We start from the raw sequence: 26,379 nt of genomic DNA, 5'->3' as shown, positions 1-26,379 counted from the left end.
GGCACCACCGGCGACGGTGGGGTCGCGGGCCGTCCTGCGTCCCCTGCGGCCTGTGCGTACCCTCGGCAGCATGGCGCGCTATCTGGACGTCCACCCGGAGAACCCGCAGCCGCGGTCGATCTCCCAGGTGGTGGAGATCCTGCGCAAGGACGGCGTGATCGCCTACCCGACGGACTCCTGCTACGCGCTGGGCACGCGCATCGACAACCACGAGGGCGCGGAGCGGATCCGCAAGATCCGCCACCTGGACGACCGCCACCACTTCACGCTCGTCTGCTCGGACTTCCACCAGCTGGGGCAGCTGGTGCACCTGGACAACAGCGCGTTCCGCGCCATCAAGGCCGCCACGCCGGGGCCGTACACGTTCATCCTGTCCGCGACGCCGGAGGTGCCGCGGCGGCTGGCGCACGCCAAGAAGCGCTCGGTGGGGGTGCGGATCCCGCAGCACCCGGTGGTCTCCGCGATCCTGCGTGAGCTCGGCGAGCCGCTGCTGTCGAGCACCCTGCTCCTGCCCGGCGCGGACTGGCCGATGACGGAGGGCTGGCAGATCAAGGAGGAGCTCGACGACGTGCTCGACGCAGTGGTCGACGCCGGCGACTGCGGGACGGTGCCGACGACCGTCGTCGACTGGACCGACGGCACGCCCGAGGTGGTGCGCGTCGGGGCGGGGGACCCGGACCGGTTCTAGTGCGCGACTCCCTGGCCGTCCTCGACGCCGAGGTGGTCGCGTGCCGTGCGTGCCCGCGGCTCGTCGCCTGGCGCGAGGAGGTGGGACGGGTGCGTCGCGCGGCCTTCCGCGACGAGACCTACTGGGCGCGCCCGGTCCCCGGTTTCGGCGACCCGCAGGCGCCCGTGCTCGTGGTGGGGCTCGCGCCCGCGGCCCACGGTGCCAACCGCACGGGCCGGATGTTCACGGGCGATCGCTCCGGAGACTTCCTGTTCGCGGCCATGCACCGGACCGGCTTCGCGTCGCAGGCCACGTCCACGCGCATCGACGACGGCCTCACGCTCACGGGGATCCGGTGCACGGCACCGGTGCGGTGCGCGCCGCCGGACAACGCACCCACCCCGGACGAGCGTCGTCGTTGCAGCCCCTTCCTCGCCCGCGAGCTCGAGCTCGTGAACCCACGGGTGGTCGTCGTGCTCGGCGCGTTCGGCTGGCAGGCGCTGCTCGCCACGCTCCGCGAGCTGGGCTGGGACGTGCCGCGCCCGCGCCCGGCCTTCGCGCACGGAGCCGAGGTGCAGGTGACGCGCGGCACGGCGAGCCTCACCCTGCTCGGGTGCTTCCACGTGAGCCAGCAGAACACGTTCACCGGGCGCCTCACGCCCGGCATGCTCGACGCGGTGCTGCTCCGGGCGCGCGCACTGTCAGAGGGCTGAGCCATCCTGGCGAGATGGACATCTCCTTCGTGGCTGGCTTCGGTCCCATCACCCGCGACGACACCGCGCGCGCGTTCTGGTCCGAGGGCGGGCTCGGCATCCCGCTCGAGGAGCCCGCTCCCGGGTACTTCGCGAACGACAGCCTCCAGGGCGTGAAGGCGTTCGCCCTGTGGCCCCTGGCGCAGGCCGCGGAGTCGACCTTCGGCACGACGACGTGGCCCGAGGACCTGCCCGTACCGCAGGCCTGGCTCGAGCTCGACGTGGCGAGCCCGCAGGCCGTGTCCGACGCGATCGCCGAGCTGACCGCGTCGGGCCACCGGGTGCTCAAGGCCGTGACCGAGGAACCCTGGGGTCAGACGACGGCTCGCCTCCAGAGCCCGGAGGGTCTCCTGGTGGGCGTGACGTTCACGCCGTGGATGCACTCGGGGTCCGAGTAGGGGACGCCACGCGCCCGGGAATGCGGATCCAGGGCCGTCCGTTGTCGTGGACATGCCCCTGACTGGTGAGTACGCGCCGAGCACGTCCGAGCACGCCCGCAAGCAGGCCGAGCAGTACGAGGCCACCGACGGCCGCGAGGCCAACACGATGCGCGGCAAGCCGGTCATCGTCCTCACCACGCTGGGCGCCACCAGCGGCAAGCTCCGCAAGATCGCGCTGATGCGCGTCGAGCACGAGGGCCACTACGCGATCGTCGCCTCCAAGGGCGGCGCACCCGAGCACCCGTCCTGGTACCACAACGTGGTGGCGAACCCGCTGGTCGAGCTGCAGGACGGCGCCGTCAAGAAGGACTACCTCGCGCACGAGGCGACCGGCGCGGAGCGCGACGAGTGGTGGGCGCGGTCGGTCGAGGCGTGGCCCGACTACGCCACCTACCAGACCAAGACGGATCGCCTGATCCCCGTGTTCGTGCTCGTGCCGGTGGAGTCAGCCGAGTAGGAGCTTCCAGCCGTGCTCGTGCCGGTGGAGTCAGCCGAGTAGGAGCTTCCAGCCCCCGACGCCGATCAGCCCGCCCAGCAACGGCGCCGCGACGGGAACCCAGCCGTACCGGAAGTCGGACCCGCCCTTGTGCTTGAGCGGGAGCAGCGCGTGCACGATGCGCGGCCCGAGGTCTCGCGCGGGGTTGAGGGCCGGCCCGGTGGGCCCCCCGAGGCCCGCCACGAGGCCCCACACCAGGAACCCGATCGCGACGTGCGCGACACCCGGCTCGTTCGCGGTGAGCGGCGAGTGGACCAGGGCGAGCGCGCAGGAGAACAGCACCACGGATCCCAGCAGCTCGTTGGCGAAGCCGTTGAGGCGGGACCTCGCGGCGTTGATGGTCGAGAAGGTGGCGAGCACGTCCTCGCTGCTCGTCGTGAGGTCGTAGTACGGCTTGTGGGTCGCGACGATCGCCACCTGGCCGGCCATCGCGCCGAGCATCTGCGCGACCACGTACGGCGCCACGTCGGACCACGGGAACAGCCCCCACGACGCCAGCCCCAGCGTGAAGGCGGGGTTGATGTGGTTGCCGCTGATCCCGCCGAACATCACCGCCGGGATCATCACCCCGAACCCGTAGCCCATCGCGATGAGGGACCAGCCGCCGCCGTACCCCTTGGACCCCCGGAGATGGACGTTCGCGACGGTGCCGTTGCCCAGGATGATGAGGATCGCCGTGCCGATGAACTCGCACGCCGCCCGGGTCCACAGGTCGTAGGAGGGGTCCATGGGGCCCAGCCTGGCAGGCGGCGGCTGGCCGGGCCAGCATGCGCGGCGCTCGTCGTCGCGCGGAGGTCCTGGTCAGCCGCGCCGGGCCGCGGTCCGCGGGGTCAGCGGGCCCGGTCCGCGTCGACGTGACCACCGGTGCGTGGCCTCGCTCCGCGCGGCCCGCGCCGCGCCAAGGTCATCGCGTGTGGGAACGGGTGAAGGAACGGGTGCGGGAGCAGGCGCGCGGACGGGCGGTGTGGGCGGCGCTGCTGGCGGCGTGCCTGGTCGTCGGCCTCGGCGGCCCCTGGTGGGCGCGCACGCGCTCGCTCGCGCGGTTCCCCGTCTCGTCGGGGGACCTGTCCGCCGGGCAGGCGGCGCTCGCGGCGCTGCCCGTCCGCGCCCCGGCGTCCTCGGACGGGTACGAGCGCTCGCGCTTCGGAGCGGCGTGGGCCGACGAGGACCACAACGGCTGCGACACCCGGGACGACGTGCTCGCCCGCGACCTCGCGGGCGCGGTGCGGGACGCCTGCACGGTGCTGCGCGGGGTGCTCGACGACCCCTACACCGGCGAGCGCATCGTCTTCGCCCGCGGACCCGGGTCCGCGGAGGTGCAGATCGACCACGTCGTGGCGCTCGCCGACGCCTGGCGCACCGGCGCCGCGCAGTGGACCGCCGCGCGACGCCGGTCTTTCGCGAACGATCCGGCCAACCTGCTGGCCGTCGCCGGTGGCGCGAACCAGGACAAGGGCGCGTCCGATGCGTCGGCGTGGTTGCCCCCGCTCGTCGGCTACCGCTGCGTGTACGTGCTGCGCCAGGTCCGTGTGAAGGCGGCCTACGGCCTGTGGGTCACGCCCGACGAGCGCGGGGCGATGCGCCGTGAGCTGGGACGGTGCGTGGTCGGCCGGTGATCTCAGCGCAGCAGCCAGTACCCGCCCACGACGAGGCACGCCAGGCAGACGAGCAGCAGCACGCCCACCCAGAAGCCGCCGGGGAGATGCGTGAGGCCGCCCAGCACGCCGGCGTCGGAGGTGTCCGGGCGCCCACGGCGACGCAGCGCACGGCGCTGGCGCTGCATCTCCAGCACCGCACGCGGAGCGCCCAGCAGCAGGAACCAGGTCAGCGCGTGCGCGGCCACACCCTGCACCTGCGGTGATCCCCACAGCGTCACCGCCACCAGCACCGCGCCGCTGACCAGCACCGCCCACAGCCCGTACCAGTTGCGGATCTGCACCAGCACCAGGACCACCACCAGCAGCAGACCCCACAGCACGCCGAGCGTGTAGCCCCCGGACAACGCCCACGCTGCGGCGAGGCCGACCAGCGCCGGGCCGGGGTACCCGGCGGCCGTCGTCGCGACCATGCCCGGGCCGCGCGGCTTGCCGACCGAGACCGTGAGGCCCGAGGTGTCCGAGTGCACGCGGATGCCCGTCAGGCGCCGGCCCACCAGCAGCGCGACGAACCCGTGCGCGGCCTCGTGCACGATGGTCAGCGCGTGCCGCGCCACGTGCCACAGGCTCGGCGGGAGCAAGCACGCGAGCACCACTGCGGCGATGACCAGCGACGCGAGGGCGGAGGGCACCGGCTGGGGTGTGGTGACGTCGTGCCAGACGTCGGGTAGCCAGTCCACCCCTCAGCTCGCGGCGGTCAGGGTGACGTCGGTGCCCGCGGCGGTGATCCGCAGCCCGCCGTCGCCGACCTGCGCGTCGGTCAGGACGAGTCCCTCCGGCAGGTCCTCCACCGGGATCTCGATGCCCTGCACGCGATCGCCGAGGTTGCCGGGCAGGTCGTCCGGATCGACGGCCAGCCCGCCGAGCGCCATGCCGGTGACGTCGGCGAGCAGCCGACCGTCTTCGACGCGCGGCTCGACGGTGGCCGTCAGCGCCACGCCCAGCACGGTGCCCGCCACCTTCAGGGTGTCGCCCTGCGAGGTCACGGTGAGGTCCAGCGAGGTGCGCTCGGTCACGGCCTTCTGGATCTGCTCCGGCGCGATCGTCGCCTCGACTCGAGCACGCTCGGCCGTGTATGGCTCGCTCGTGCTCACCCCGGTCGCGGCCAGGTCGATGTCGGTCAGTGCCAAGCCGTTCAGCGTGGCGCCCGGGACGTGGGCCGTGATGCCGTCGAGAGAGCCACGCGCCACCTGGGTGAGGAACGGGAAGTCACCGACGTCCACCGTCGGGGTGCCCACCACGTCGTCGAGCTCCTGCCCGATGCGCTCGACCGCGCGGTCCTCGGTCTCGTTCGCGGCCCACCGATCCGCCACGACGGCGCCACCGCCCACCACCGCGACGGCCACCACCAGGCCGATCACCACGCCTCGCGCGCTCACACGCAGTCCCGTTCGCCCACGGGGCCACCGTAGGCGAGTCGCACCGGTCCCACCTGCGCTCAGGGACGGAACTCGCACCCCACGCCGTCGCCGTCGCGATCCAGCCTGCGGCTGTAGCCGGGGTCGCCCACGCGGACCGGGGCGGCGCCCGCGGCCCACGCGGCCGTGCAGTTGGCGTACGGCACGTCACTCGCGGCCTCGTTCGGGGGCTCCCTCGGCGGCTGGGTCGCCTGCGTGGCCGGCGCGCGGCCCAGCTTCGCGCCGCCCGGGCCCGGAACCGGGTCGCCGGTGGGGAGCTTCCGCGTCGGGCACGTCGACAGGACGCGCTGCATCGCCGCGCTCTCGGCGCGGGTGACCCACAGGCCGTAGCGCGTCTTGACCGCCACCTGCCGCGCGACGTACTCGCACCGGAAGGCCTTGTGGGGCGGCAGCCACGTCGCGGCGTCGCCGTCGCCCTTCGACTGGTTGAGCGGTCCGTCGGCGGCGAGCAGGTTCAGGGGGTCGTTCGCGAAGGCGGCACGACGCTCGTCGTCCCACTGCTGCGCCCCCTTCTGCCACGCGTCGGAGAGGGCCACGACGTGGTCGATCTGCACGTCGGCAGAGTTCGGACCGCGCACGAAGTGGACGTCATGGCCCGAGTACCGGTCGTGCAGCGTGCCGTAGGCGAGCACGCACTCGCGTGTCCGCGGCTTGTACCCCGCGTCGACGAGATCGCGACCCAGGATGTCGTTGCGGGTGTCGCAGCCGTTGCGGTCCACGTCCTGCCACGCAGGGCCGAAGTCGTCGCGGTCGTATCCCGTGCGGGGCGCGCGGCCCTTGACGGGCAACGCGGCCGCCGCCGCCAGGGCTGACCCGGCGCCGTGGGGAGGCGTGGGCTTCGATGCCGGCTCGGGGGTCGCCGTGCGCGCGCTCGTCGGGGCGGGCGTCGGGGTTGGCGTGGTCGACCTCGTGGGCACGCCCGCGCCGTGGGTCGGTGTCGAGGGCGTGGCGGAGCGCCCGTGCACCTCGGGCCCGGCACCCTGCGCGGCCGTGCTCGCACCGGTGGGTGAGCCGGCGGAGATTCCGCAGCCGGCCAACGCGCCGACGACGATCAGCGCGCCCGCCGCCAGCGCGGCGACCCGCGACCTCGTCCCCGTGCTCACGTCATCCCATCGGCGTCGATCGATACGGTGCTGAGTCCCAGCCGGCCTGGCGTGTGTCACACCGCGGACCTAACCTGACGGGACACGCACGACGAGGGACACCCGATGACGTGGGTTCTGCTGATCTTCGTCCTCCTCCTTCCGGCGGTGGCGTTCTGGCTGGCGTTCCTCTGGATCCCGTCGCCCGACGAGCCGCCGCGATGGCGCACGGCCCTCGCCTCCCGCCTGGAGGCCGCGGCCGACCGGCTCCGGCGTCGCCAGCCCGCCACCGCCGACCCCTTCGAGGCGCTGCGCGTCCAGGAGCGGCTGGGCGCCGTCGCCGAGCACGTGCTCGCGCTGGAGGGTGACCCGCACAGCTTCGCCCGCGCCGAACGGATCATCGCCTCGCAGCTCGCGTACGACCAGCTCCTGGCGGAGGCCTGCAAGCTGGCGGGCGTCGAGGTCGAACCGAGCGCCCTCGGGGACCCGTACGAGCGCTTCCGGGAGGAGGTCGAGCTCACGGCGCGCGGCTGGTCCTGGTAGGCGGTGCTGGTAGACGGTCCGGGTAGGCCCTGCTGGCAGCCGGTGCTGGTCGGCGATGCTGGTCAGCGGTCCTCGTCGACGGTGAGGGGACGACCATCACGACGCGAGGACGCGGAGCGTGCTCGGCCCCTCCGGCAGCGGACGGACCTCGATCCGGTCGGCGATGGTCTGCTTGAGCGTGTCCACGTGCGACACGACGCCCACCACCCGACCCCCGGCGCGCAGCTTGCCCAGCTCGGCGAGCACCTGGTCCAGGGTGTGCGGGTCGAGCGTGCCAAAGCCCTCGTCGACGAACAGCGTCCCCAGGTCGATCCCGCCGGCCTCGGCGGTGACGACGTCGGCCATCCCCAGGGCGAGGCAGAGCGAGACGTAGAAGCTTTCGCCCCCGGACAGCGTGCGCGGGTCGCGCGGCTGCTGGGTGCGGTGGTCGACCACCCGCATCGACAGGCCGGTGCGTCGCGAGCTCACGTCCTCCTTCTGGTCGCTGCGCGTCAGCTCGTACCGACCGTCGGACATCGTGAGCAACCGCTCGTTCGCGGCGGCGACCACGTCCTCGAACCGCCGTGCCAGCACGTAGGTGGCCAGGGAGAGCCCCTTGCCGTTGTCCCCACCGGTGCCCGACGCGAGACCGGCGAGCCGCGTGACGGGTCCTCCCGCACGCCACGCCGCGCTCAGGCGCTCCGCGGCCGAGTGCACTCCCGCGGCGGCCGCGGTCGCGGCGTCCCGCCGCTGGTCGGCGACGCGTGCACGCCCCTCGGCCGCCGTGGCCTGCTCGCGGGCGACGCGCTCCGCCTCGACGACGGCGGGGAGGTCGACCGCCGCGTCGGCCGCCAGGCCCGCGATCTCGTCGTCCGCGAGGCCGGCCCGCACGCGCTCGACCGCCGCGGCGTACGCGGACACCGTGCGCTCGAGCTCCGCCAGCTCGGCGGCGCCCACCAGGGCGGCGCGCGCGGCCTGGGCGTCGGCGAAGTCCCGCTCGGCGAGGGCCGCGTCGAGCTCGGCGGCGCGGTCCGCGAGGTGCCGCTCGGCGTCGTCGCGGTCGGTGAGCGCCGCGAGGAGCTCGCCGGCCGCGGAGACCAGCGCCAGCAGCACCGACTGGCGCGCGACGACCGTGGGGAACCCGGCGCACGCGACCGTCACCTCCGCCTCGATGGTGCCCAGCGCCTGCGCGAGCACCTCGATGCGCCCGGACTGGTCCGCGAGCCGCTCCGAGGCCTCCTGGCGCGCCGCCTGCCGACGGGCGGTCGCCTCGTCGTGCGCCGCCACCTCGTCCGAGAGGCGCTGCACGTCGGCCGCCGCCGCGCGGCAGTCGGCCAGCAGCGCGCGCGTGCTCCGCAGTGCCGCGGCAACCTCGTCCGGCGTCGAGTCGCCCAGCGCCTCGCGCGCCGCCTGGACCCGCTCGGTGAGGCGGGCGTGCCGGTCGCGCGCCCGCGCGAGCCGGTCCTCCGCCGCCGTGCGCACGCGCTCGGCCTCGGCGACGTCGCCCGGCGACACGTGGCCCGCCGCGAGCGAGGCCTTGGCAGGATGCTCGGCCGCGCCGCACACGGGGCACGGGTCGCCGTCGGCGAGGTCGGCAGCGAGCTCGCCCGCGAGTCCGGCGATCCGCGCGGTGCGGAGCGTGGCCTCGCGTGCCACGGCTTCCGCCGCGGTGCTCGCCGCACTCGCGCGCGCGGCCGCGGCCTGGTCGAGGTCCGACACCAGCGCGGTCAGGTTTACGTGCGCCGCCGCAGCGTGCTCGAGCTCCTCCTCGCGGCGCCCGTGCTCGGGCGCCACCGCGGCGCGGGCCGTCGCCGCGGCCAGCTCGTCCGCGAGTGCCGTGCGCAGTGCCGCTCGCGTGGACAGCCACGCGTCGTCGGCGGAGATCTCGTCGCGCAGCGTGTCCGCGAGGTCGCGGGCCTCCCGCAGGGTGCGGCGTTCGTCGTTCAGCGAGGCCTCGAGCCCGACCACGCGATCGAGCGCGGCCGCGTCGCGCACCGCGTCCTCGCGCGCGGTCCGCAGCCGGGCCAGCACCGTCGCACCGGGGACGTCAGTGGCTTCGGCGACGAGGGCGGCGAGGCTCTCGGGCGCGGCGTCGAGCGCGGCGCGCACGGTCTTGCGTGCGGTCGCCACATCGGCCGCGGCCCTGTCCACCCCCTGCAGGAGGGGCCGGACGGCGGCCGCCGACCGCGCCCGCTCCAGGAGGACCACCGCCTCGGTGTGCTGCGCACCGGCCGCGTCGAGCGCGGCCTGCTCGTCGAGCAGACTCCGCCGGCGGGTGATCAGTCGCTGGGTCGCGGTCGCCTCCTCGAGCGCCCGAGCGGATGTCACGCGCAGGGTCTCCGCCTCGTCCGCCGCGACGCGCAGGCTCGCGGCGTCCGCGGCCAGGTCCGCCATGCGCTCGGACACCAGCGCCAGCAGGGCGTGGGTGCCGGACCCGTCGGCCGCCGTGAAGCCGGACATGGCCTCCGCGTCGTCCTCGCCCAGCTGCGCCGCGCCCACCAGGTGCGCCGTCGCGCTGGTCAGCGCGACCCGTGACGCCTCGATCTCCCGATTGGCCTCCGCCCGCATCTCCGCGAGGCGCTGCTGCATGCGCTCGTAGACCTCGGTGCCGAAGATCTTCTGGAGCAGACCGCGCCGGTCCTCGGGGTTCGCGCGAAGGAACCGCGCGAACTCGCCCTGCGGCAGCACGATCGTCTGCACGAACTGGGTGCGGGTCAGGCCCACCACGCGCTCGATCTCGAGGCCCGCCTCGTCGAGCCGGGTGATCGGCTCGCTCCCCGGGAGGTCTCCCGTCGGGTCGTCGGGCTGCACGCGCCACATGCGCACCGACGCCTGCTGCTTCACCGTGCCGGTGCCACGCTTCTTGGCCCTGTCGTAGGCGGGCGTGCGCCGCACGCGGTAGATCCCGGAGCCGACCTCGAACGTGAGGTCGACGAAGCTCTCGACGTCGTCCTCCGCGTAGGCGGACCGCAGCCGGTCGTCGCTCGCCTCGGCGGAGGCCACCTTGCCGTACAGCGCGAAGACGACCGCGTCGATCAGCGTCGACTTCCCCGAGCCCGTGGGGCCGTCGAGCAGGAACAGGCCGGACGCGCCCACCGCCTCGAAGTCGACCGTGTGCTGCCGCGCGAACGGCCCGATGGCTTGCAGCGTCATGGTGCGCAGGTGCATCAGGCGCTCCGCTCCGCCGCGGCCACGTGCTCGTACGCGGCACGGAGCACGGCGAGCTCGTCCGACGACGCCACGCGGCCGGTCACGTGCTCCACGAAGTCGGCACCGACCGCGACCGGGTCGTGCGCGGCCGTGACCGCCACCGCCCGAGCAGGCCCGGCGGCCGACTCGGCGCGGTGCTGCACCACGAGGGCGTGCGGAAAGCGGTCGCGCACGCGGCGGTACAGGTCCGCGGGGCGGTGCGCGTCCGTCACGGTGACACGGGTCCACGCGTCGACGTGCGGCTCGCCGGCCGCGCCCAGCAGCTCGTCGAGCGTCCCGGTGACGTCGGCGAGCCGACGGGGAACGGGCGCAGCGACCAGCTCGGTGCGGACCTCGCCACCGGTGCCACCGGTCAGGTCCACGAGCACCGAGGACTTGCTGTGGTGCTGCTCCGAGAACGAGTAGGCCAGCGGCGACCCCGAGTAGCGCAGCGTGGTGCCCCGGGGGCCGGACACGCGCTGGGGGCCGTGCAGGTGACCGAGGGCCACGTAGTCGACGCCCGCGAACACGCCGGCGGGCACGTGGTCGACGCCACCCACCCGGATGTCCCGCTCCGACTCGGACGGCTCGCCGCCGACGACGAACGCGTGCGCCGCCACCACGGCGCGGTGACGGCCGGGGCGCGCGGCGAGGTCGGCACGGATGCGCGCCATCGCCGCGGTGGTCACGGCCTCGTGCGAGCGCGCGGGAGCGGCGCCCTCGTCGTCCGCGAGCGCGTGCCGCACCGAGTCCGGGTCGAGGTACGGCACGCCGTACACGAGCACGTCGCCCGGCAGCTCCACCGGCTGGGCCAGGCTCGCGACGCGCGTCCTCAGCCGCACCCGCTCACGCATGACGGCCGACCCGAAACCGAGCCGGGTGGCCGAGTCGTGGTTGCCGGACGTGACCACCACCGTGGCGTGCTCGGCGACCTGCGCCAGCGTCTCGGACAGCAGCGTCACCGCCTCCACGGGCGGGATCGCACGGTCGTACACGTCGCCGGCGACGACCACGGCGTCGACCCGCTCGGAGCGCACCACCTCGACCAGGTGCGCGAGATACGCCGCCTGGTGGTCGAGGAGATCGACCCCGTGCAGCGTCCGGCCCAGGTGCCAGTCGGAGGTGTGCAAGAACCGCATGGTCGGACGGTAACCCGCGCCACCGACAGACCGGCGGCGACCGGCCGGGGGTCAGGAGAGCGAGGCGTCCGCGTCCCGCAGCTGGTCGGAGTAGCCGATGATCTCCAGCACCTCGCGCAGCACCCGGCGGGGATCGCGCAGGCTGACGTCGATGCCGGCCTCGCTCGCCGCGTGGTGCAGCTGCATCACGAACGCGATGCCGGAGGAGTCGATGAAGGTCGCCTCAGAGGCGTCGATCACCACGGGCCGCTCGCTCGTGAGGGCCAGGGCCATGCACGCGCTCGCCTCCGCGCGCAGTGCGGCGTCGATCTCGCCCGCGAGGCGCACGACCGTGACGTCCGGGGCGGCTTCCACGCGGATGCTGCCCGCCGCAACCAGCTCGATCACATGCACTCCTCGGTCGTCGTCCGCCGGTTCCGGCGCGTTGACGGTACGCCGGTCTGCGCCGAACGCCAGTCGAGAGGTCCAACGACCAGGACGGACGGGGCGTTCCCGAGCAGATCGACCGGCTGACCAGGGCTACGGCGCAGCCGCAGGCTCAGGGTCGGTGACGTCGGCGACCGTGGCACCCAGCGCGCGCACCAGGGCCGACCCGTCGAGCCCGGCCGAGACGCCGTGCGCTCCCGCGCCGATCGAGATGTAGCCACCCGGCACCCGGGCGTCCGCGACGACCGGCCACGGGTGCAGCGAACCGAACGGGGTGATCGTGCCCCGCTCGTAGCCGGTGACGTCCTTGGCCACCGCCGCGTCAGGCATGGAGATCCGGTTGACGTCCAGCAGCTCGCGCAGCTTGGGCCAGCTGATGGTCCGGTCGCCCGGCACCAGGACGAACACGTAGTCCCCCTCGCCCCGCCGCACCACGATCGTCTTCACGATCCGCGCCGGTTCCACGCCGCGCGCCGCGGCGGCCTCCGCCAGCGAGGACACCCGCCCGTGCCTGGTCAGCCTGTACGTCAGCCCGCTCGCGTCCAGCGCCGCGACCGCGCGCTGCTCACCCTCCGTGATGTCCACCCCGTCACCGTACGACGAGCGGGGCCCGGATGTTTTCAGGGCGCGGAGGACCGGCGAGGCCTGGGAGGATGGACGATCGTGACCACGTCCCCGCCGCCCCCCGCCACCGGGGGCCGCCGTGGCCGCGGCCGGACCAAGGGCCCGCGGCACCCCGAGCGGCAGGCCGCTCGCCGGCAGGGACCCAGCGACGAGCAGCGCGAGGCTCGTCGCGCGCGGGACGCCCAGCGCCGCGCGGCCGTCGAGCTGCCGCCGCTGCACTTCCCGGAGCAGCTGCCGGTCAGTGCCCGGCGGGACGAGATCGCGGCCGCCATCCGCGAGCACCAGGTCGTGGTCGTCGCGGGCGAGACCGGCTCGGGCAAGACGACGCAGCTGCCCAAGATCGCGCTCGAGCTCGGCCGCGGCCGGGCGGGGCAGATCGGCCACACGCAGCCGCGGCGCATCGCGGCGCGCAGCGTCGCGGAGCGGATCGCCGACGAGGTCGGCACGACCCTGGGCGAGGTCGTCGGCTACCAGGTGCGGTTCACCGACCAGTCGTCGGACTCGACGCTGGTCAAGGTCATGACGGACGGCATTCTCCTCGCGCAGATCCAGCGCGACCCGATGCTGTGGGCGTACGACACCCTCATCATCGACGAGGCCCACGAGCGCTCGCTCAACATCGACTTCATCCTCGGCTACCTCACGCGGCTGCTGCCCCGACGCCCGGACCTCAAGGTCGTCATCACCTCGGCCACCATCGACTCCGCGCGGTTCGCGGCCCACTTCGCGGATGCCGACGGCGCGCCCGCGCCCGTGATCGAGGTCAGCGGCCGCACCTACCCGGTCGAGGTCCGCTACCGGCCCCTGTCGCCCGACGCGCTGGGCACGGACGGCGCACCGATGAAGGGCCAGAAGGACCGTGACCTGCCGACCGCGCTGGTCGAGGCGGTCGACGAGTTGATGGCCGAGGGACCCGGCGACATCCTCGTGTTCTTCTCGGGCGAGCGCGAGATCCGCGACGCCGAGGACGCGCTGCGGGGATCGCTCGGCACGCGCGTCACGGACCCGCGGCACCCGCAGCACGTCGAGCTGCTGCCGTTGTACAGCCGGTTGTCCGCCGCTGAGCAGCACCGGGTGTTCGAGCGGCACCAGCACCGGCGCGTCGTGCTGTCCACCAACGTCGCCGAGACCTCGCTCACGGTGCCCGGCATCCGCTACGTCGTCGACCCCGGCACCGCGCGCATCAGCCGCTGGTCGAAGGCCACCAAGGTGCAGCGGCTGCCGATCGAGCCGATCTCCCAGGCGTCGGCGAACCAGCGCTCCGGCCGGTGCGGCCGCGTGGCGGACGGCATCGCGATCCGGCTGTACTCGCAGGAGGACTTCGAGTCGCGGCCGCTGTACACCGAGCCGGAGATCCTGCGGACCTCGCTGGCCTCGGTGATCCTGCAGATGATCGCCGTCGGGGTGGCGACCACGCCGGAGGACGTCAACGACTTCCCGTTCGTCGACCCGCCCGACGACCGCTCGGTGCGTGACGGCGTCCAGCTGCTGACCGAGCTGGGCGCGCTCGCCACCGCCGACGGCGCCACGCGCCTGACCCAGACGGGTCGTGCCCTCGCCCAGCTGCCGATGGATCCGCGCCTGGCACGGATGATCGTCGAGGGCGGGCGGCGCGGCGTGGCCCGCGAGGTGATGATCGTGGCCGCGGCGCTGTCGATCCAGGACCCGCGCGAGCGCCCGGCCGAGGAGCGCGAGCGGGCCGACCAGCTGCACGCCCGGTTCGCCGACCCGACCTCCGACCTCCTCGCGTACCTCAACCTCTGGCACTACCTGCGTGACCAGCAGCGAAACCTGTCGGGTTCCGCGTTCCGCCGGATGTGCCGCGCGGAGCACCTCAACTACCTGCGGATCCGCGAGTGGCAGGACGTCGTGACGCAGCTGCGCGAGCTCGCCAAGCCGCTCGACATCGTCGTCGGCCCGCCGCGCGCGCCCGAGGAACCGGCGCAGGACGACACCGTCCGCACGGGCCAGCACGCGCTCACGTGGGACGGCGACCGGATCCACATCGCGATCCTTGCGGGCCTGCTCTCGCACATCGGCATGCAGGAGGCCACCGAGGTCGCCGCGCCGCGCGGTGGCCAGTCGAAGGGCAAGCGACCCGACCGGCGGGCGCGCAACGAGTACCTGGGTGCGCGCGGCGCCCGCTTCGCGCTGTTCCCCGGCTCGGGGCTGAGCCGCAAGCCGCCCGCGTGGGTCATGGCGGCCGAGCTCGTCGAGACCTCGCGCCTGTGGGGCCGCGACGCCGCCCGGATCCAGCCGGAGTGGGCCGAGGAGGTGGGCGCCCACCTGGTGCGGCGCACCTACTCCGAGCCCGCGTGGTCGACGCGTCAGGCCGCCGCGACCGCGTTCGAGAAGGTGCTGCTCTACGGCGTCCCGATCGTCGCGCAGCGCCGCGTGCAGTTCTCCCAGGTGGACCCGGTCCAGGCGCGCGAGCTGTTCATCCGTCACGCCCTGGTACAGGGCGAGTGGACCACGCACCACGCCTTCTTCCACGAGAACCGCCGGCTGCTGGCCGAGGCCGAGGCGCTCGAGGCCCGGGCCCGCCGTCGCGACCTGCTGGTGGACGACGACGTGCTGTTCGACTTCTACGACGAGCGCGTGCCCGACGACGTCGTCTCCGCGCGGCACTTCGACCAGTGGTGGAAGGTGGCCCGCCGCGCCACCCCCGACCTGCTCTCGTTCAGCCGCGAGCTGCTGGTGGCCGACGACGCGGCCCAGATCGACGAGTCGGCGTTCCCGTCGCGCTGGCCGCAGGGTGACCTCTCGCTGCCGCTGACCTACCAGTTCCAGCCGGGCACCGAGGCGGACGGCGTCACGGTGCACATCCCGATCGGTCAGCTCACCCGCGTGCAGGCCGACGGGTTCGGCTGGATGGTGCCCGGCCTGCTCGACGAGCTGACCACGGCCACGATCCGCGCGCTGCCCAAGCCCGTGCGCGTGCAGCTCGTCCCCGCGCCGGACGTCGCGCGCCAGGTGGCCGCGTGGGTGCGCGAACACATGGCCGACTGGATCGACACCGTGCGGGCGGGCGACTCGGCGCCCTCGTTCCACGACGCCTTCCGCTCGGCCGTGCGGGCGCTCCGCGACGTCGAGGTGGCCGAGGACGACTTCGCGGACGACCGCCTGCCGAGCCACCTGCGCATGACGTTCCGGGTGGTGGGGGACAAGGGCGGCGTGATCGACGAGGGCAAGGAGCTCGCGGTCCTGCAGGACAGGCTCGCGAGCCGGGCGCAGCGCGCGGTCGACGACGCCGTGCGGACGGCCGTCCAGGCCGCGATGGCCGAGGCGCTGACCGCTGCGCCCGCCGCAGGTGCCACTCCGGCCGCAACCCGTGTGCCGACCCCACGTCCGCAGGGCGCGACCGACCCGGCATCCGCGACCGCCGCCCCCGCCGTCGACCTGGTCCGCACGGGCCTGACGACATGGCCCGCCGATCTGCCGGAGCTTCCCGCCGTCCTGGAGGCGGCCGGCCCCGGCGGCATCGTCGTGCGCGCCTTCCCCTCGCTGGTCGAGGAGCCCGACCGCTCCGTGTCCGTGCGTGCGCTGGCCGACGAGTCCGCCGTGCCCGCCGCCCACCGCGCGGGCCTGCGCCGGCTGCTGCTGCTCGACGTCGGGCTCCCCTCCGCCCGCGTCACCACCCGATGGACGGGCACGCAGGCGCTCACGCTGGCCGCGAGCCCGTACCCGAGCACCTCCGCGCTCGTGACCGACGTGCAGCTGGCCGCCATCGACCTGCTCGTCGGGCAGCGCACCGCCCGCGACGCGGCCTCCTACGCCGCCCTGCGGGTCGCCGTGCGGGACGGGCTCGAGGACGCGGTGCACGACCTCGTCGGCACCCTCGTCACCGTGCTGACGGCCTGGCGCGAGCTCGACGTGGACCTGCGCGGCGCCTCCAGCCTCGCGCTGCTGGCCACCGCCCAGGACGTGCGCGCGCAGGCCGCGCGGCTGGTCCACGACGGGTTCGTCTCGCGCGTCGGCGCCGCCCGCCTGCCGCAGCTCACCCGCTACCTGAGGGCGGCCCGGTACCGGCTGGCCAAGGCCGCGGACAACCCGCAGCGCGACGCCGACCTCGGCTGGCAGGTGCGCGACGCCGCCGAGCAGCTCGAGTCCGTCCGGCCGGGGGCCGACCCTGCCAAGGTCGACGAGATCCGCTGGCTGGTCGAGGAGCTGCGCGTGAGCCTGTTCGCCCAGCAGCTCGGCACGCCCGTGCCGGTGTCGCCGACGCGCATCCGCAAGGCGATCGCGGCCCTCTGAGCCCCCTCAGCGCTGACGTCGGAACAGCAGGCCGGCGGCGACCCAGCCGACCAGCAGCAGCCCGACGCACCATGCGATGGCCGCGCCGGCGGACGACCCGGCGGGCGTCCCCAGCAGCAGGGCACGCAGGGTGTCGGCCACGGGCGTGACCGGGTTCCCGTGCGCCACGTGCTCCAGCGCCGAGGGCATCGACTCGACCGGGACGAACGCGCTGGAGACGTAGGGGATGAAGAGGATGGCGAACGTGAACCCGCTCGCGGCCTCGGGCCCCGACGCCACGACGCCGATGGCCACGGCGATCCAGGTGAGTGCGGCGACGTACAGCGCGATGAGCCCGATCGCCGCGACCCACCCCAGGAGCGAGGCGTGCGCGTCGAAGCCGATCAGCAGCGCGATGCCGACGACGAGGGCCGTCGAGACGGCGTTGCGCGCCATGCTCGCGACCACGTGGCCGGTCATGACGCCCGTGGCCCGGATAGGCATCGAGCGGAACCGGTCCATGATCCCCGCGGTGACGTCGGTCGCCACGTCCACGGCGGTGGTCGCCGCGCCGTAGCCCGCCGTGAGCAGCACGATGCCCGGGACCACGAAGTCGATGTACTCCATGCCGGCGTCGAGGGCCCCGCCGAACACGTAGACGAACATCAGCAGCAGCATGACCGGGAGCATCACGGCCAGCAGAAGCGTGTCGAGCTGGCGGGTGGACCGGCGCAGGCACCGGCCGACGAGCGCGGCCGTGTCGCCGAGGGAGCCCGTGGGCGACTGGGCGGTGCGGGGGGTCAGGTCGAGCGTGGTCATCGTGTCTCCTGGAGCTCTCGGGTCTCGGTGGCGGGTGCGCCGGCGGGTACCGACGGCCGGCCGGTCAGGGTGAGGAAGACGTCGTCGAGCGTGGGTCGCCGGACCTCCCACGCGGTCACGTCCAGGCCGCGACGCTCGACGTCGGCGAGGATCCGGCGCACGTCGCCCACCGAGCCGTCGGTCTCGATCCGCTCGATTCCCTCGGGCGTCGTCAGCTCGACGTGCGCGGCGCCCACCTGTGCCTTGAGGGCGGACGCAGTCCCGCTCGCGATGACGCGGCCGTGGTCGATGACGGCCACCCGGTCGGCGAGGCGGTCGGCCTCCTCGAGGTACTGCGTGGTCAGCAGCACCGTGGTGCCAGCGCGCTGGACGTCGCCGATCACGGCCCACAGGTCGTTGCGGCTGCGTGGGTCGAGGCCCGTGGTGGGCTCGTCGAGGACCAGCACCTGCGGGCGGCTGAGCAGGCTCGCCGCGAGGTCGAGGCGACGACGCATGCCGCCCGAGTACGTCTTGACGGGCCGTCCGGCGGCACCGGTGAGGTCGAAGAGCTCGAGCAGGGCCCCCGGACGGGTGCGGCGCTCGGCGCGGGGCAGGTGCGCGAGGCGAGCCATCAGCGCCAGGTTCTCCGCGCCGGTGAGCAGCTCGTCGACGGCGGCGTACTGGCCGGTGAGGCTGAGCGCGGCGCGTACGTGGCCGGGGCTGCGCACGACGTCGTAGCCGGCGACCGTGACGGTCCCCGCGTCGGGCCGCAGCAGCGTGGCGAGGATGCGGACGGTGGTCGTCTTGCCCGCGCCGTTGGGCCCGAGCAGAGCGAGCACCTCGCCACGCGCCACCTCGAGGTCGAGGCCGTCCAGGACGGTGACGCCGCCGTAGGACTTGCGCAGCCCCTTCGCGACGATGATCGGAGCGGTCATCGGATTCCCCTTCTGCGTATGCCGTAAACTGTGTGTGTATGTCATACACACTATTAAGATCGGCCGTCAAGGAGGTGCCGTGGGCGAGCGGGAGATCGGGCACGAGGACGAGGCGCAGGGCCAGCGCGACGCGGACGGGGCGCGGCGGGAGGCGGAGGACGCCCGCCGCGAGGCGGAGGACGCCCGCCGCGAGGCGGAGGCGTTGCGTCGCGACCGCGAGCGCGACGAGCGCGCCGCGCAGAAGGAGGCCGAGCGCATGCGCCGCGACGCCGAGAAGGCGGAGCGCACACGCGCGAAGGACGCCGAGCAGGCCCGACGCGAGGAGCAGCGGCGCACCGAGGACGCCGCGAAGGTCGCCGAGGCCGCCCGCCGCGACGCCGAGCGCCGGGAGCGCGAGCGGACGCGCGCCGAGGAGAACGTCCGCAAGGAGCGCGAGCGTGCGGCGCGCGACGCGGCACGCGAGGCCGGCCGGGCGATGCGTGAGGCGGCCAAGGCCGAGCGGGCGGCCGCGCTCGCGCAGCAGCGCGCCGCGCGGGAGGCGGAGAAGGCGAGGATCGGCGCGGAGCGTGCGGGCGACGTCCCCACGCCCGACATCGCCGGGCTACCGCGCGACCTGGCCGTGCTGTGGCGTACTCCGACCCCGAGCCGACGCGGGCCACGGCCCGGCCTGACCGTCGAGCAGATCGCCCACGCCGCCATCGCCCTGGCCGACACCGAGGGCATCGGGTCCGTCTCGATGGCCCGGCTCGCCGAGTCCCTCGGTTTCACCACGATGTCGCTCTACCGCTACGTGTCGTCGAAGGACGAGGTGCTCGCCCTGATGTCCGACGAGGCCGGTGGGCGGCCGCCGAGCGTCGGGCCCGAGGTGGGGGACTGGCGCGCGCGCCTCGAGCTCCTGCTCGAGGAGCAGCGGTCGGTGGTGCAGGCCCATCCCTGGCTCGCGCACACGACGACCGTGCTGCACGCGCTCGGGCCCAACCGGCTCGCGTGGATGGAGGCCATGCTGGCCGCGCTCGACGGCACGCCGCTCTCCGAGGCCGACCGGCTCGGGGTGGTCGGCACGCTCGCGGCGCACATGCTCGACGAGGCCCGGGTGGCGACGGCGATCGCCGACCGGCGCCAGGCGCTCGCCGACGAGGCAGCGCCCTCGCCCGACGAGCTGGTGCTCATGCTCGCCGACGAGCGGACGCATCCGGCACTCGTCGCGGCGGCACGAGCCGGAGCGTTCGCCGCCCCCGCGCCCGAGGGGCTCTCGTTCGGCACGCACGTGATCCTCGACGGCGTGGCGGCGATGATCGCGCGGGCCTGAGACCCCCTCCGGGCGACCACAGCCCCGGCGGTCGACCCGCCGGTCCACCGCGTCGCCCCGAGCGCGATGCGGTGTGGGCGCCACGGGGCACACTCGCTGCATGACGGACCTCGCCCTCGACGCCGCCGGCACCGCGCCGGCCCTCCTCGCCGTTCGCTGCTTCGGCGAGGGCAACCCGCTGTACGAGACGTACCACGACGAGGAGTGGGGAGTCGCGGTGCACGGCGAGAACGCGCTGTACGAGCGCGTCACGCTCGAGGCGTTCCAGTCCGGGCTGGCGTGGATCACCGTGCTGCGCAAGCGGCCGGCCTTCCGCGCCGCCTTCGCGGGGTTCGATCCCGAGGTCGTCGCCGAGTTCGGTGACGCCGACGTCGCCCGGTTGATGGCGGACGCGTCGATCGTGCGCAACCGCGCCAAGATCGACGCCGCGATCGCCAATGCACACGCCCTCCGGGCACTGCACGCGTCCGGCCGCACGCTCGACGAGATCTTCTGGTCCCACGCGCCGGACCGCTCGGGCCACGAGCGCCCCACCTCCTGGGCCGACGTCCCGGCGACGACGCCCGAGTCGAAGGCGCTCGCCAAGGAGCTGAAGTCGCTCGGGTTCCGGTTCATCGGCCCGACGACGGCTTACGCCGCGATGCAGGCCTGCGGCGTGGTGGACGACCATCTGGCGACCTGCCCCGTCGTGGTCGCGCGCGGCGCACGCTGAGCGTTCACGGAGCCCCAGGACGCGCCGTCGGGCACGCGCCGTTGCTCCCCTCGGGTGACGTTTGCCGCGGGGGTTCTGTCCGGTCGGTGTGTCGGGTTAGCCTGCCGCGCATGACCGATCCGCACCGCAACGACGCCGGCGACGACGCCGTGCGCATCGCGCGCGAGGCGCTGGTCGGCACCACGGCCCCCGATGTGTCGGTGCTCGCCGCCGTCCAGGACGGCCTCCTGTCCGTCCCGGCCGGCCCGTCGAGCGGCTGGTTCGACGTCCCGTCGCAGCGCCAGCGTCCCGAGCCGTTCGCGCCCCCACGCCGCCGCGCCTGACGACCGCGCCCGACGACCGCCCGGCGGGACGAGCGCCAGCCTGGCAAGAGCAGACCTGACGACCGCACAGCCCTCGTGGGCGGAGTCCGCGACAGCCGCCCAGATCGCCCCGTGCACGGTGACCATCGCGCCGATCTGTGGCAGCGTGGCCCGTGCCGGACGAGCGCGCGGGCGCGCAGATCGCGCCGACGACGCCCGCTCGCCGATGGCCGAACGAAACCGTCTCACGCTGTGGGAAACCTTGCCCACGATGCGAGAGCGTGGCTACTCTGCAGCCAACCATCCAGAGCGGCCGAGAGACCTGGCTCATTGACGCCGCAGCAACCCCCTTCGCGACGAGGGTGTGGGTGCTTCCGCCAGGACCGATGGAGTGAACCATGTCGCAGACCTCGCGTCTGAGCATCCTCCGGTCGCCCGCGTGAGCGCCGCGACCGTGGAACCGCGTACCCCGGGCACGCACGCCGCGCCCGAGCGGCGCCCCCTGGCATCCGTGGACCGGCCGACCGTCTCGTTCGAGCTGTTCCCCCCGCGCAACCCGCATGCCGCGCCGCGCCTCTGGGAGACCATCCGCGCGATCGAGGACGTCCGACCGGACTTCGTGTCGGTGACCTACGGCGCCTCGGGCAAGACGCGCGAGACGAGCCGGACGCTCGTGACGCAGCTGCTGCGTGAGACGGCCCTCAACCCGATCGCGCACCTGACGTGCGTGGGCACCAGCCGCGCGGAGATCACGACGATCGTCGAGGAGTTCCTCGACGAGGGCGTGCGCTCGTTCCTGGCGCTGCGCGGGGACCCACCGGTGGGTCAGCCCGACTGGCGCCCGCACCCCGACGGCGTGGACACCGCGGGTGAGCTCGTCGAGCTGCTGCGGGAGATCGAGTCGCAGCGCTGCATCGCCAGCCCCTCGCAGGCGGTCCGCGCCCGCGTGCGCCCCTTGTCGATCGCCGTGGCCGCCTTCCCGCGCGGGAACGCCGCGACCGGTGGCACGCGCGCGCAGGACGTCGCCTCGCTGCTCGCGAAGCAGGAGGCGGGCGCCGACTTCGCCATCACGCAGGTGTTCTACGAGGCCGACGCCTACCTGGGCCTCGTCGCCGAGGCGCGCGAGGCGGGCGTGGTCATCCCGATCATCCCGGGCATCATCCCGGCCACGGACCCGGCCCGGCTGCTGCGCGTGCAGGAGCTCTCGGGCGTCCCGGTGCCGTCGTCGTTGCTCGATCTGCTGGGCAACGCCGACGACGACCTGGACCGGCACCGCCGCGGCATCCGCGCCGGGGTGGACCTGATCAACGGCGTCCTCGACGGCGGCGCCCCGGGCGTCCACCTCTACACGTTCAACAAGCACCACGCCGCACTCGACCTGCTCGAGGGCGCGCAGCTGACGGGCTCGTCCCGCAGCGCCACCGACTCAGCACCCACGCACGCAACACCGACTACCCCCGAAGGCTGATCCCATGAGCAACGTCCCCCAGTTCCCGGCCGGCTCCGTCCTCGGCTACCCGCGCATCGGGCCGCGTCGCGAGCTCAAGAAGGCCATCGAGGCCTTCTGGGCCGGCAAGACGACGGCCGACGAGGTCGAGGCCACCGCTGCCGACCTGCGCCGCCGCACGCGCACCCACCTCGCCGGTCTGGGCCTGCCCACCGACGTGCCCGCGATCCCCAGCGCGTTCTCGTTCTACGACCACGTGCTCGACGCGACCGCCGTCGTGGGCGCGATCCCCGCGCGCTTCGCCGACCTCGTGACCGACGGTGGCCTGGACCTGGCGGGCTACTCCACCGTGGCTCGCGGCCGGGGCGACGACCTGCCGCTCGAGATGACCAAGTGGTTCGACACCAACTACCACTACCTGGTGCCGGAGATCGGCCCGGAGACGGTGTTCAGCTACTCGAGCGACCGCCCCGTGCGCGAGTTCGCCGAGGCCCTCGCCGACGGTGTCGTCACGCGCCCCGTCGTCGTCGGCCCCGTGACCTACCTGGCCCTGGCGAAGGCGACCGAGGGCTCGCCCGAGGACTTCGCGCCCATCGACCGCCTGCAGGACATCCTGCCCGTCTACGTCCAGCTGCTCTCCGAGCTGGCCGCCGCCGGCGCCACCTGGGTGCAGCTCGAGGAGCCCGCGCTGGTCTCCGACTCCATCGAGGTCCCGGCCGAGCGCCTGCTGGCCGCCGTCGTCGAGGCCTACGGCACGCTGACCGCCGCCGAGACGCGCCCCGCCATCTTCGTCGCAGCGCCCTACGGCGACCTCGGTGCGGCGCTGCCCGTGCTGGCGGCCACGGACGTCGAGGCGATCGGCATCGACCTGGTGCGCGGCGACGTGCCCGCCGAGGCGGTTCCCGGCCTGGAGACCAAGACTCTGGTCGCCGGCGTGATCGACGGCCACAACATCTGGCGTGCGGACCTGGACGCGAAGCTGGCGATCCTCGAGCGCCTCGAGAACCTGGGGGCCGCGGCCGTCACGGTGGGCACCTCGACGAGCCTGTTCCACGTCCCGCACACCACCGCGGACGAGCCGAACCTGGACGCGACGCTGAAGACGTGGCTCGCCTTCGCGGACGAGAAGGTCCGCGAGGTCGTCGTGCTGGCGGAGGGCCTGACGGAGGGCCGTGAGGCCATCCACGAGCAGCTGCTCGAGGCGTCGGACGCCGTCAACAGCCGCAAGACCGCCCCCGGCGTGGTGCGCCCCGAAGTGCGTGAGCGCGTCGCCGCGCTCACCGAGGACGCGTTCAACCGCGGCGACTTCGAGACGCGCAAGAAGGCTCAGGCGGACCGTCTCGACCTCCCGCCGCTGCCCACGACGACGATCGGCTCGTTCCCGCAGACGCCCGAGATCCGCAAGGCGCGTGCCGCCTTCGTCAAGGGTGAGCTCACCGCCGCGCAGTACGAGGACGAGATGAAGGCGGAGATCGCCCGCGTCGTCGAGCTGCAGGAGCGCATCGGCCTTGACGTGCTGGTGCACGGCGAGCCCGAGCGCAACGACATGGTGCAGTACTTCGCCGAGAACCTCGACGGCTTCGCGGTCACGGAGAACGGCTGGGTGCAGTCGTACGGCTCGCGCTGCACCCGTCCCTCGATCCTGTGGGGCGACGTGTCCCGCCCGGCCCCCATCACGGTGGCCTGGGCGCAGTACGCGCAGTCGCTGACGAAGAAGCACATGAAGGGCATGCTCACCGGCCCGGTGACGATCCTGGCCTGGTCGTTCGTCCGCGACGACCAGCCGCTGGGCGACACCGCCAACCAGGTGGGGCTGGCGCTGCGCGACGAGATCGCAGACCTCGAGGCCGCCGGGATCGCGATCATCCAGGTGGACGAGCCCGCGCTGCGCGAGCTGCTGCCCCTGCGCGCCGAGGACCACGCCGCCTACCTCGACTGGTCGGTCCGCTCGTTCCGGCTCTCGACGGCCGGCGTGCGCGAGGACACCCAGATCCACACGCACCTGTGCTACTCGGAGTTCGGCCAGATCATGGGCGCGATCGACGGCCTGGACGCCGACGTCACCTCCATCGAGGCCGCCCGCTCCAAGATGGAGATCCTCGGCGACATCGCCGCCGCGGGCTACCCGCGCGCGGTCGGTCCCGGCGTGTACGACATCCACTCGCCCCGCGTGCCCTCCGAGGCCGAGGTCACCGAGCTGCTGTCCGACGCCGTCAAGGCCATCGCGGTCGACCAGCTGTGGGTCAACCCGGACTGCGGCCTCAAGACCCGTCGCTACGAGGAGGTCACACCCTCGCTCGAGCGGATCCTCGCCGCGACCCGGACCGTGCGCGCCACGCTCTGACGCTCCCCGTCCGAAGGCCCCGGCCCGCCACGCGCGGTCGGGGCCTTCGTCGTCCGGGGCCCGCTAGCCTCGGCCCATGGCAGGGGCTCGTGGACACGGTAGCGCCCTCGAGCTCTTCGCCGGCCGACGGGGACGGTTCTTCGCGACCCTGCTGCTCGCCGAGCTGGGCGCCGCGATGCAGGGCATCGCCTACTCGACGGTGCTGCCCGTGGTCGCCGACGACCTCGACGGTGCGGCGCTGTACGGTGCGACACTCGCCGCCGGGAGCATCGCCGCGGTCCTCATGCTCTCCGTCACGGGCGTCGTCCTGGCCCGGGTGCGGCCGGCGACGGTGCTGCTGGGCGCGACCGCGCTCTACGTGGTCGGTGTCGCGCTGGCTGTCACCGCGCCGACCATGGGGTGGGTGCTCGCCGGCACGCTCGTGCGCGGGGTCTCGGCCGGGCTGCTCGGTGGCTTCGGCACGTCGGCGCTCGGTGCGCTGTACGACGAGCGGGAGCGGCCCCGGGTGTTCGGGCTGTTCGCCTTCGTCTGGATCCTGCCGTCCGTCGTCGGGCCGGTGCTCAACGCCGCGATCGTCGAGAGCGCCGGCTGGCGATGGGCGTTCGCGTGGCCGGCAGCGCTGGTGCTGGGCGCGCGGGTGCTCATGGGCCGCTACGTCGGGGCGATCCCGTGGGACCGCGGGAGGCAGCCCTCGCAGCTGGGTACGGGGCTGCTGGTCGCCGCGGGCCTGGGCGTCGGCGCGTGGGGCTCGGGTCAGGGCGGCACGCTCGGCGCGACCGTCCTCGTCGTGGGACTGGCCGCGGCCGCCGGAGGATTCGTCGCGTTCGTCGTGCGTGGCTCCCGTGGCGACGGGGCACCGGTCCGAGCGCTGCTGGCGTTCGGCGCGACGTGCGCGGCGTTCTTCGGCATGTACGAGCTGTTCTCGCTCGCGGTCGTCGAGGGGCTCGAGGAGCCGCTGTGGTGGGCGTCCGCCGCCCTGACCGGTGGCCTGCTCGGTTGGTCGCTCGCGGGCCTGCGCCCCCGGCCGGCGGCGCGACCGGACCGGGCCCTCGTCGGGAGCGCGCTGGTGCTGGCGGGAGCGGCGGGCGTCGTGGTCGCGCTGGCGTGGGCCGGCGGGGCGGGCGCGCTCGCCCTCGTCGTCGGGGCTGCCGTGACCGCGGGGGTCGGCATGGGGCTCGCCTACCCGCTGCTCAGCGCGGCGCCGTTCGACGTGACCGCACCCGAGCGCGTCACGGCGGTCGGTCCGCAGATCGCCTTCGCCGAGACGGCGGGTACGGCGTGGTCGGCACTCCTGTGCGGTGGGATCTACTCGCTCGCGGCCGCCGGCCACGCGCCGCACCGGGCCGTGCTGCTCGCGTACGTCACGGCTGCGGCCCTGGCCGTCGTCGCGGTCGTGGCCGTGGCCCGGCGTCGGCTATCGCCCGGGCGCTGACGCCCGAGCCGGCCAGGGGTTGATCGCCTCCACGATCGGGACGTCGGCATCGAGCCAGGGCACGGAGAGCCACTGCCCTGGTCCGAGCCAGCGCAGTTCGTCGTGCGCGACGAGGGGAGCCGGCTCCGGGTCCGGGGAGGCCAGCTCCGCGAACCACAGGCGCATCACGTAGGTGCTGGAGAGGCGCCACGAGCCGTTCTCTGGACCCGTGACCTCTGCTCCGAGCCGGAGGCTCACACCGAGCTCCTCGCCGATCTCGCGGTGCACCGCCTCGATCGGATCCTCTCCGGCCTCCACCTTGCCCCCGGGAAACTCCCAACGGCCTGCCAACGACGCCGGGACGGAGCGTCGGGCGGCCAGCAGAACCCGGGGATCGTCGAGGTCGTCCACGATGGCGGCCGCAACGACGAGCACGGGTTCGGTCATGCGTGCGAGTGTGCCAGGAGGGTGCCCCTGC

24 protein-coding genes and 1 riboswitch are annotated in these 26,379 nt (G+C 74.1%); of the genes, 13 read left to right on the top strand and 11 right to left on the bottom strand.

What is annotated here, in order from left to right:
• Nucleotides 1-70 precede the first annotated feature (70 nt).
• The 4 genes from QRT05_RS02815 to QRT05_RS02800 are packed head-to-tail and all read left to right on the top strand — an operon-like array spanning nucleotide 71 to nucleotide 2,316.
• Complete coding sequence (locus tag QRT05_RS02815) at nucleotides 71-688, top strand: L-threonylcarbamoyladenylate synthase (RefSeq protein ID WP_289445074.1); 618 nt, start codon at nucleotides 71-73, stop codon at nucleotides 686-688.
• Nucleotides 688-1,380: a uracil-DNA glycosylase gene (locus tag QRT05_RS02810; protein WP_289445072.1), complete on the top strand. Its 693-nt coding sequence runs from the start codon at nucleotides 688-690 to the stop codon at nucleotides 1,378-1,380. The genes QRT05_RS02815 and QRT05_RS02810 overlap by 1 nt, the downstream gene beginning before the upstream one ends.
• Before the next feature lie 14 nt (nucleotides 1,381-1,394).
• On the top strand, nucleotides 1,395-1,817 hold the full coding sequence (locus QRT05_RS02805; protein ID WP_289445070.1) for a VOC family protein: 423 nt from the start codon (nucleotides 1,395-1,397) through the stop codon (nucleotides 1,815-1,817).
• Nucleotides 1,818-1,869: 52 nt separating this feature from the next.
• Nucleotides 1,870-2,316, top strand: a complete 447-nt coding sequence (locus tag QRT05_RS02800) for a nitroreductase family deazaflavin-dependent oxidoreductase (protein ID WP_289445069.1) — start codon at nucleotides 1,870-1,872, stop codon at nucleotides 2,314-2,316.
• 30 nt (nucleotides 2,317-2,346) lie between these two features.
• Here the strand turns inward: QRT05_RS02800 and QRT05_RS02795 are convergent, their stop codons facing one another.
• On the bottom strand, nucleotides 2,347-3,084 hold the full coding sequence (locus QRT05_RS02795; protein ID WP_289445067.1) for an MIP/aquaporin family protein: 738 nt from the start codon (nucleotides 3,082-3,084) through the stop codon (nucleotides 2,347-2,349).
• A 182-nt stretch (nucleotides 3,085-3,266) separates the two neighbouring features.
• Between QRT05_RS02795 and QRT05_RS02790 the strand changes: the two genes are divergently transcribed.
• Complete coding sequence (locus tag QRT05_RS02790; protein WP_289445065.1) at nucleotides 3,267-3,971, top strand: HNH endonuclease family protein; 705 nt, start codon at nucleotides 3,267-3,269, stop codon at nucleotides 3,969-3,971.
• Between the two features lie 2 nt (nucleotides 3,972-3,973).
• Here QRT05_RS02790 and QRT05_RS02785 read toward each other — a convergent pair whose 3' ends face one another.
• Genes QRT05_RS02785 through QRT05_RS02775 form a run of 3 tightly spaced genes read right to left on the bottom strand, consistent with a single transcriptional unit; the run spans nucleotide 3,974 to nucleotide 6,531 of the window.
• The gene (locus QRT05_RS02785) at nucleotides 3,974-4,690 is read right to left on the bottom strand and encodes a M50 family metallopeptidase (protein WP_289445063.1); all 717 of its coding nucleotides are present in this window, start codon (nucleotides 4,688-4,690) and stop codon (nucleotides 3,974-3,976) included.
• A gap of 3 nt (nucleotides 4,691-4,693) precedes the next feature.
• Nucleotides 4,694-5,389 (bottom strand): LmeA family phospholipid-binding protein, encoded by a 696-nt coding sequence (locus QRT05_RS02780; protein WP_289445062.1) that lies wholly within the window; start codon nucleotides 5,387-5,389, stop codon nucleotides 4,694-4,696.
• A gap of 59 nt (nucleotides 5,390-5,448) precedes the next feature.
• Entirely contained in the window at nucleotides 5,449-6,531 is a 1,083-nt protein-coding gene (locus QRT05_RS02775; protein ID WP_289445059.1) for a GmrSD restriction endonuclease domain-containing protein, read from the bottom strand.
• Between the two features lie 105 nt (nucleotides 6,532-6,636).
• On the opposite strand from QRT05_RS02775, the gene QRT05_RS02770 reads away from it, so the two are divergent.
• Nucleotides 6,637-7,053 carry a hypothetical protein gene (locus tag QRT05_RS02770; RefSeq protein ID WP_289445056.1) on the top strand — a complete coding sequence of 139 codons (417 nt, stop codon included), beginning with the start codon at nucleotides 6,637-6,639 and terminating at the stop codon, nucleotides 7,051-7,053.
• A 96-nt stretch (nucleotides 7,054-7,149) separates the two neighbouring features.
• Here the strand turns inward: QRT05_RS02770 and QRT05_RS02765 are convergent, their stop codons facing one another.
• From QRT05_RS02765 to QRT05_RS02750, 4 genes are all read right to left on the bottom strand, one after another.
• A complete protein-coding gene (locus QRT05_RS02765) occupies nucleotides 7,150-10,200 on the bottom strand; it encodes an AAA family ATPase (RefSeq protein WP_289445054.1) in 3,051 nt (1,016 codons plus the stop codon).
• Nucleotides 10,200-11,360 (bottom strand): exonuclease SbcCD subunit D, encoded by a 1,161-nt coding sequence (locus QRT05_RS02760; RefSeq protein WP_289445053.1) that lies wholly within the window; start codon nucleotides 11,358-11,360, stop codon nucleotides 10,200-10,202. The genes QRT05_RS02765 and QRT05_RS02760 overlap by 1 nt, the downstream gene beginning before the upstream one ends.
• Before the next feature lie 51 nt (nucleotides 11,361-11,411).
• Nucleotides 11,412-11,747: an STAS domain-containing protein gene (locus QRT05_RS02755; protein ID WP_289445051.1), complete on the bottom strand. Its 336-nt coding sequence runs from the start codon at nucleotides 11,745-11,747 to the stop codon at nucleotides 11,412-11,414.
• 132 nt (nucleotides 11,748-11,879) lie between these two features.
• Nucleotides 11,880-12,371 (bottom strand): aminoacyl-tRNA deacylase, encoded by a 492-nt coding sequence (locus tag QRT05_RS02750; RefSeq protein WP_289445049.1) that lies wholly within the window; start codon nucleotides 12,369-12,371, stop codon nucleotides 11,880-11,882.
• A gap of 78 nt (nucleotides 12,372-12,449) precedes the next feature.
• Here QRT05_RS02750 and hrpA point away from each other — a divergent pair, with 78 nt between their 5' ends.
• Nucleotides 12,450-16,664, top strand: a complete 4,215-nt coding sequence (hrpA, locus tag QRT05_RS02745; RefSeq protein WP_289445047.1) for an ATP-dependent RNA helicase HrpA — start codon at nucleotides 12,450-12,452, stop codon at nucleotides 16,662-16,664.
• A gap of 6 nt (nucleotides 16,665-16,670) precedes the next feature.
• On the opposite strand, the gene QRT05_RS02740 is transcribed toward hrpA, so the two are convergent.
• Together QRT05_RS02740 and QRT05_RS02735 are read right to left on the bottom strand one after the other, a co-directional pair.
• Nucleotides 16,671-17,462 (bottom strand): ABC transporter permease, encoded by a 792-nt coding sequence (locus tag QRT05_RS02740; protein ID WP_289445045.1) that lies wholly within the window; start codon nucleotides 17,460-17,462, stop codon nucleotides 16,671-16,673.
• Nucleotides 17,459-18,376, bottom strand: a complete 918-nt coding sequence (locus tag QRT05_RS02735; protein ID WP_289445043.1) for an ATP-binding cassette domain-containing protein — start codon at nucleotides 18,374-18,376, stop codon at nucleotides 17,459-17,461. The genes QRT05_RS02740 and QRT05_RS02735 overlap by 4 nt, the downstream gene beginning before the upstream one ends.
• A gap of 79 nt (nucleotides 18,377-18,455) precedes the next feature.
• Between QRT05_RS02735 and QRT05_RS02730 the strand changes: the two genes are divergently transcribed.
• From QRT05_RS02730 to QRT05_RS02705, 6 genes are all read left to right on the top strand, one after another.
• Entirely contained in the window at nucleotides 18,456-19,685 is a 1,230-nt protein-coding gene (locus tag QRT05_RS02730; protein ID WP_289445041.1) for a TetR/AcrR family transcriptional regulator, read from the top strand.
• A 100-nt stretch (nucleotides 19,686-19,785) separates the two neighbouring features.
• Nucleotides 19,786-20,397 carry a DNA-3-methyladenine glycosylase I gene (locus QRT05_RS02725; protein ID WP_289445039.1) on the top strand — a complete coding sequence of 204 codons (612 nt, stop codon included), beginning with the start codon at nucleotides 19,786-19,788 and terminating at the stop codon, nucleotides 20,395-20,397.
• Nucleotides 20,398-20,507: 110 nt separating this feature from the next.
• A complete protein-coding gene (locus tag QRT05_RS02720; protein ID WP_289445037.1) occupies nucleotides 20,508-20,720 on the top strand; it encodes a hypothetical protein in 213 nt (70 codons plus the stop codon).
• Nucleotides 20,721-20,996: 276 nt separating this feature from the next.
• Nucleotides 20,997-21,092, top strand: a riboswitch (SAM riboswitch).
• A gap of 46 nt (nucleotides 21,093-21,138) precedes the next feature.
• Complete coding sequence (locus tag QRT05_RS02715) at nucleotides 21,139-22,167, top strand: methylenetetrahydrofolate reductase (RefSeq protein ID WP_289445035.1); 1,029 nt, start codon at nucleotides 21,139-21,141, stop codon at nucleotides 22,165-22,167.
• Between the two features lie 4 nt (nucleotides 22,168-22,171).
• On the top strand, nucleotides 22,172-24,490 hold the full coding sequence (gene metE / locus QRT05_RS02710; RefSeq protein WP_289445033.1) for a 5-methyltetrahydropteroyltriglutamate--homocysteine S-methyltransferase: 2,319 nt from the start codon (nucleotides 22,172-22,174) through the stop codon (nucleotides 24,488-24,490).
• Between the two features lie 76 nt (nucleotides 24,491-24,566).
• A complete protein-coding gene (locus QRT05_RS02705; protein ID WP_289445031.1) occupies nucleotides 24,567-25,922 on the top strand; it encodes an MFS transporter in 1,356 nt (451 codons plus the stop codon).
• Here the strand turns inward: QRT05_RS02705 and QRT05_RS02700 are convergent.
• Entirely contained in the window at nucleotides 25,905-26,348 is a 444-nt protein-coding gene (locus QRT05_RS02700) for a (deoxy)nucleoside triphosphate pyrophosphohydrolase (RefSeq protein ID WP_289445030.1), read from the bottom strand. The two genes, QRT05_RS02705 and QRT05_RS02700, sit on opposite strands and share 18 nt — an antisense overlap.
• Between the last annotated feature and the right edge of the window lie 31 nt (nucleotides 26,349-26,379).

The sequence above is a fragment of the Cellulomonas edaphi genome (genome assembly GCF_030362815.1).
In the GTDB taxonomy this organism is placed as follows: Bacteria; Actinomycetota; Actinomycetes; order Actinomycetales; family Cellulomonadaceae; genus Cellulomonas; species Cellulomonas edaphi.
This window is presented reverse-complemented; position numbering and strand designations above follow the sequence as displayed.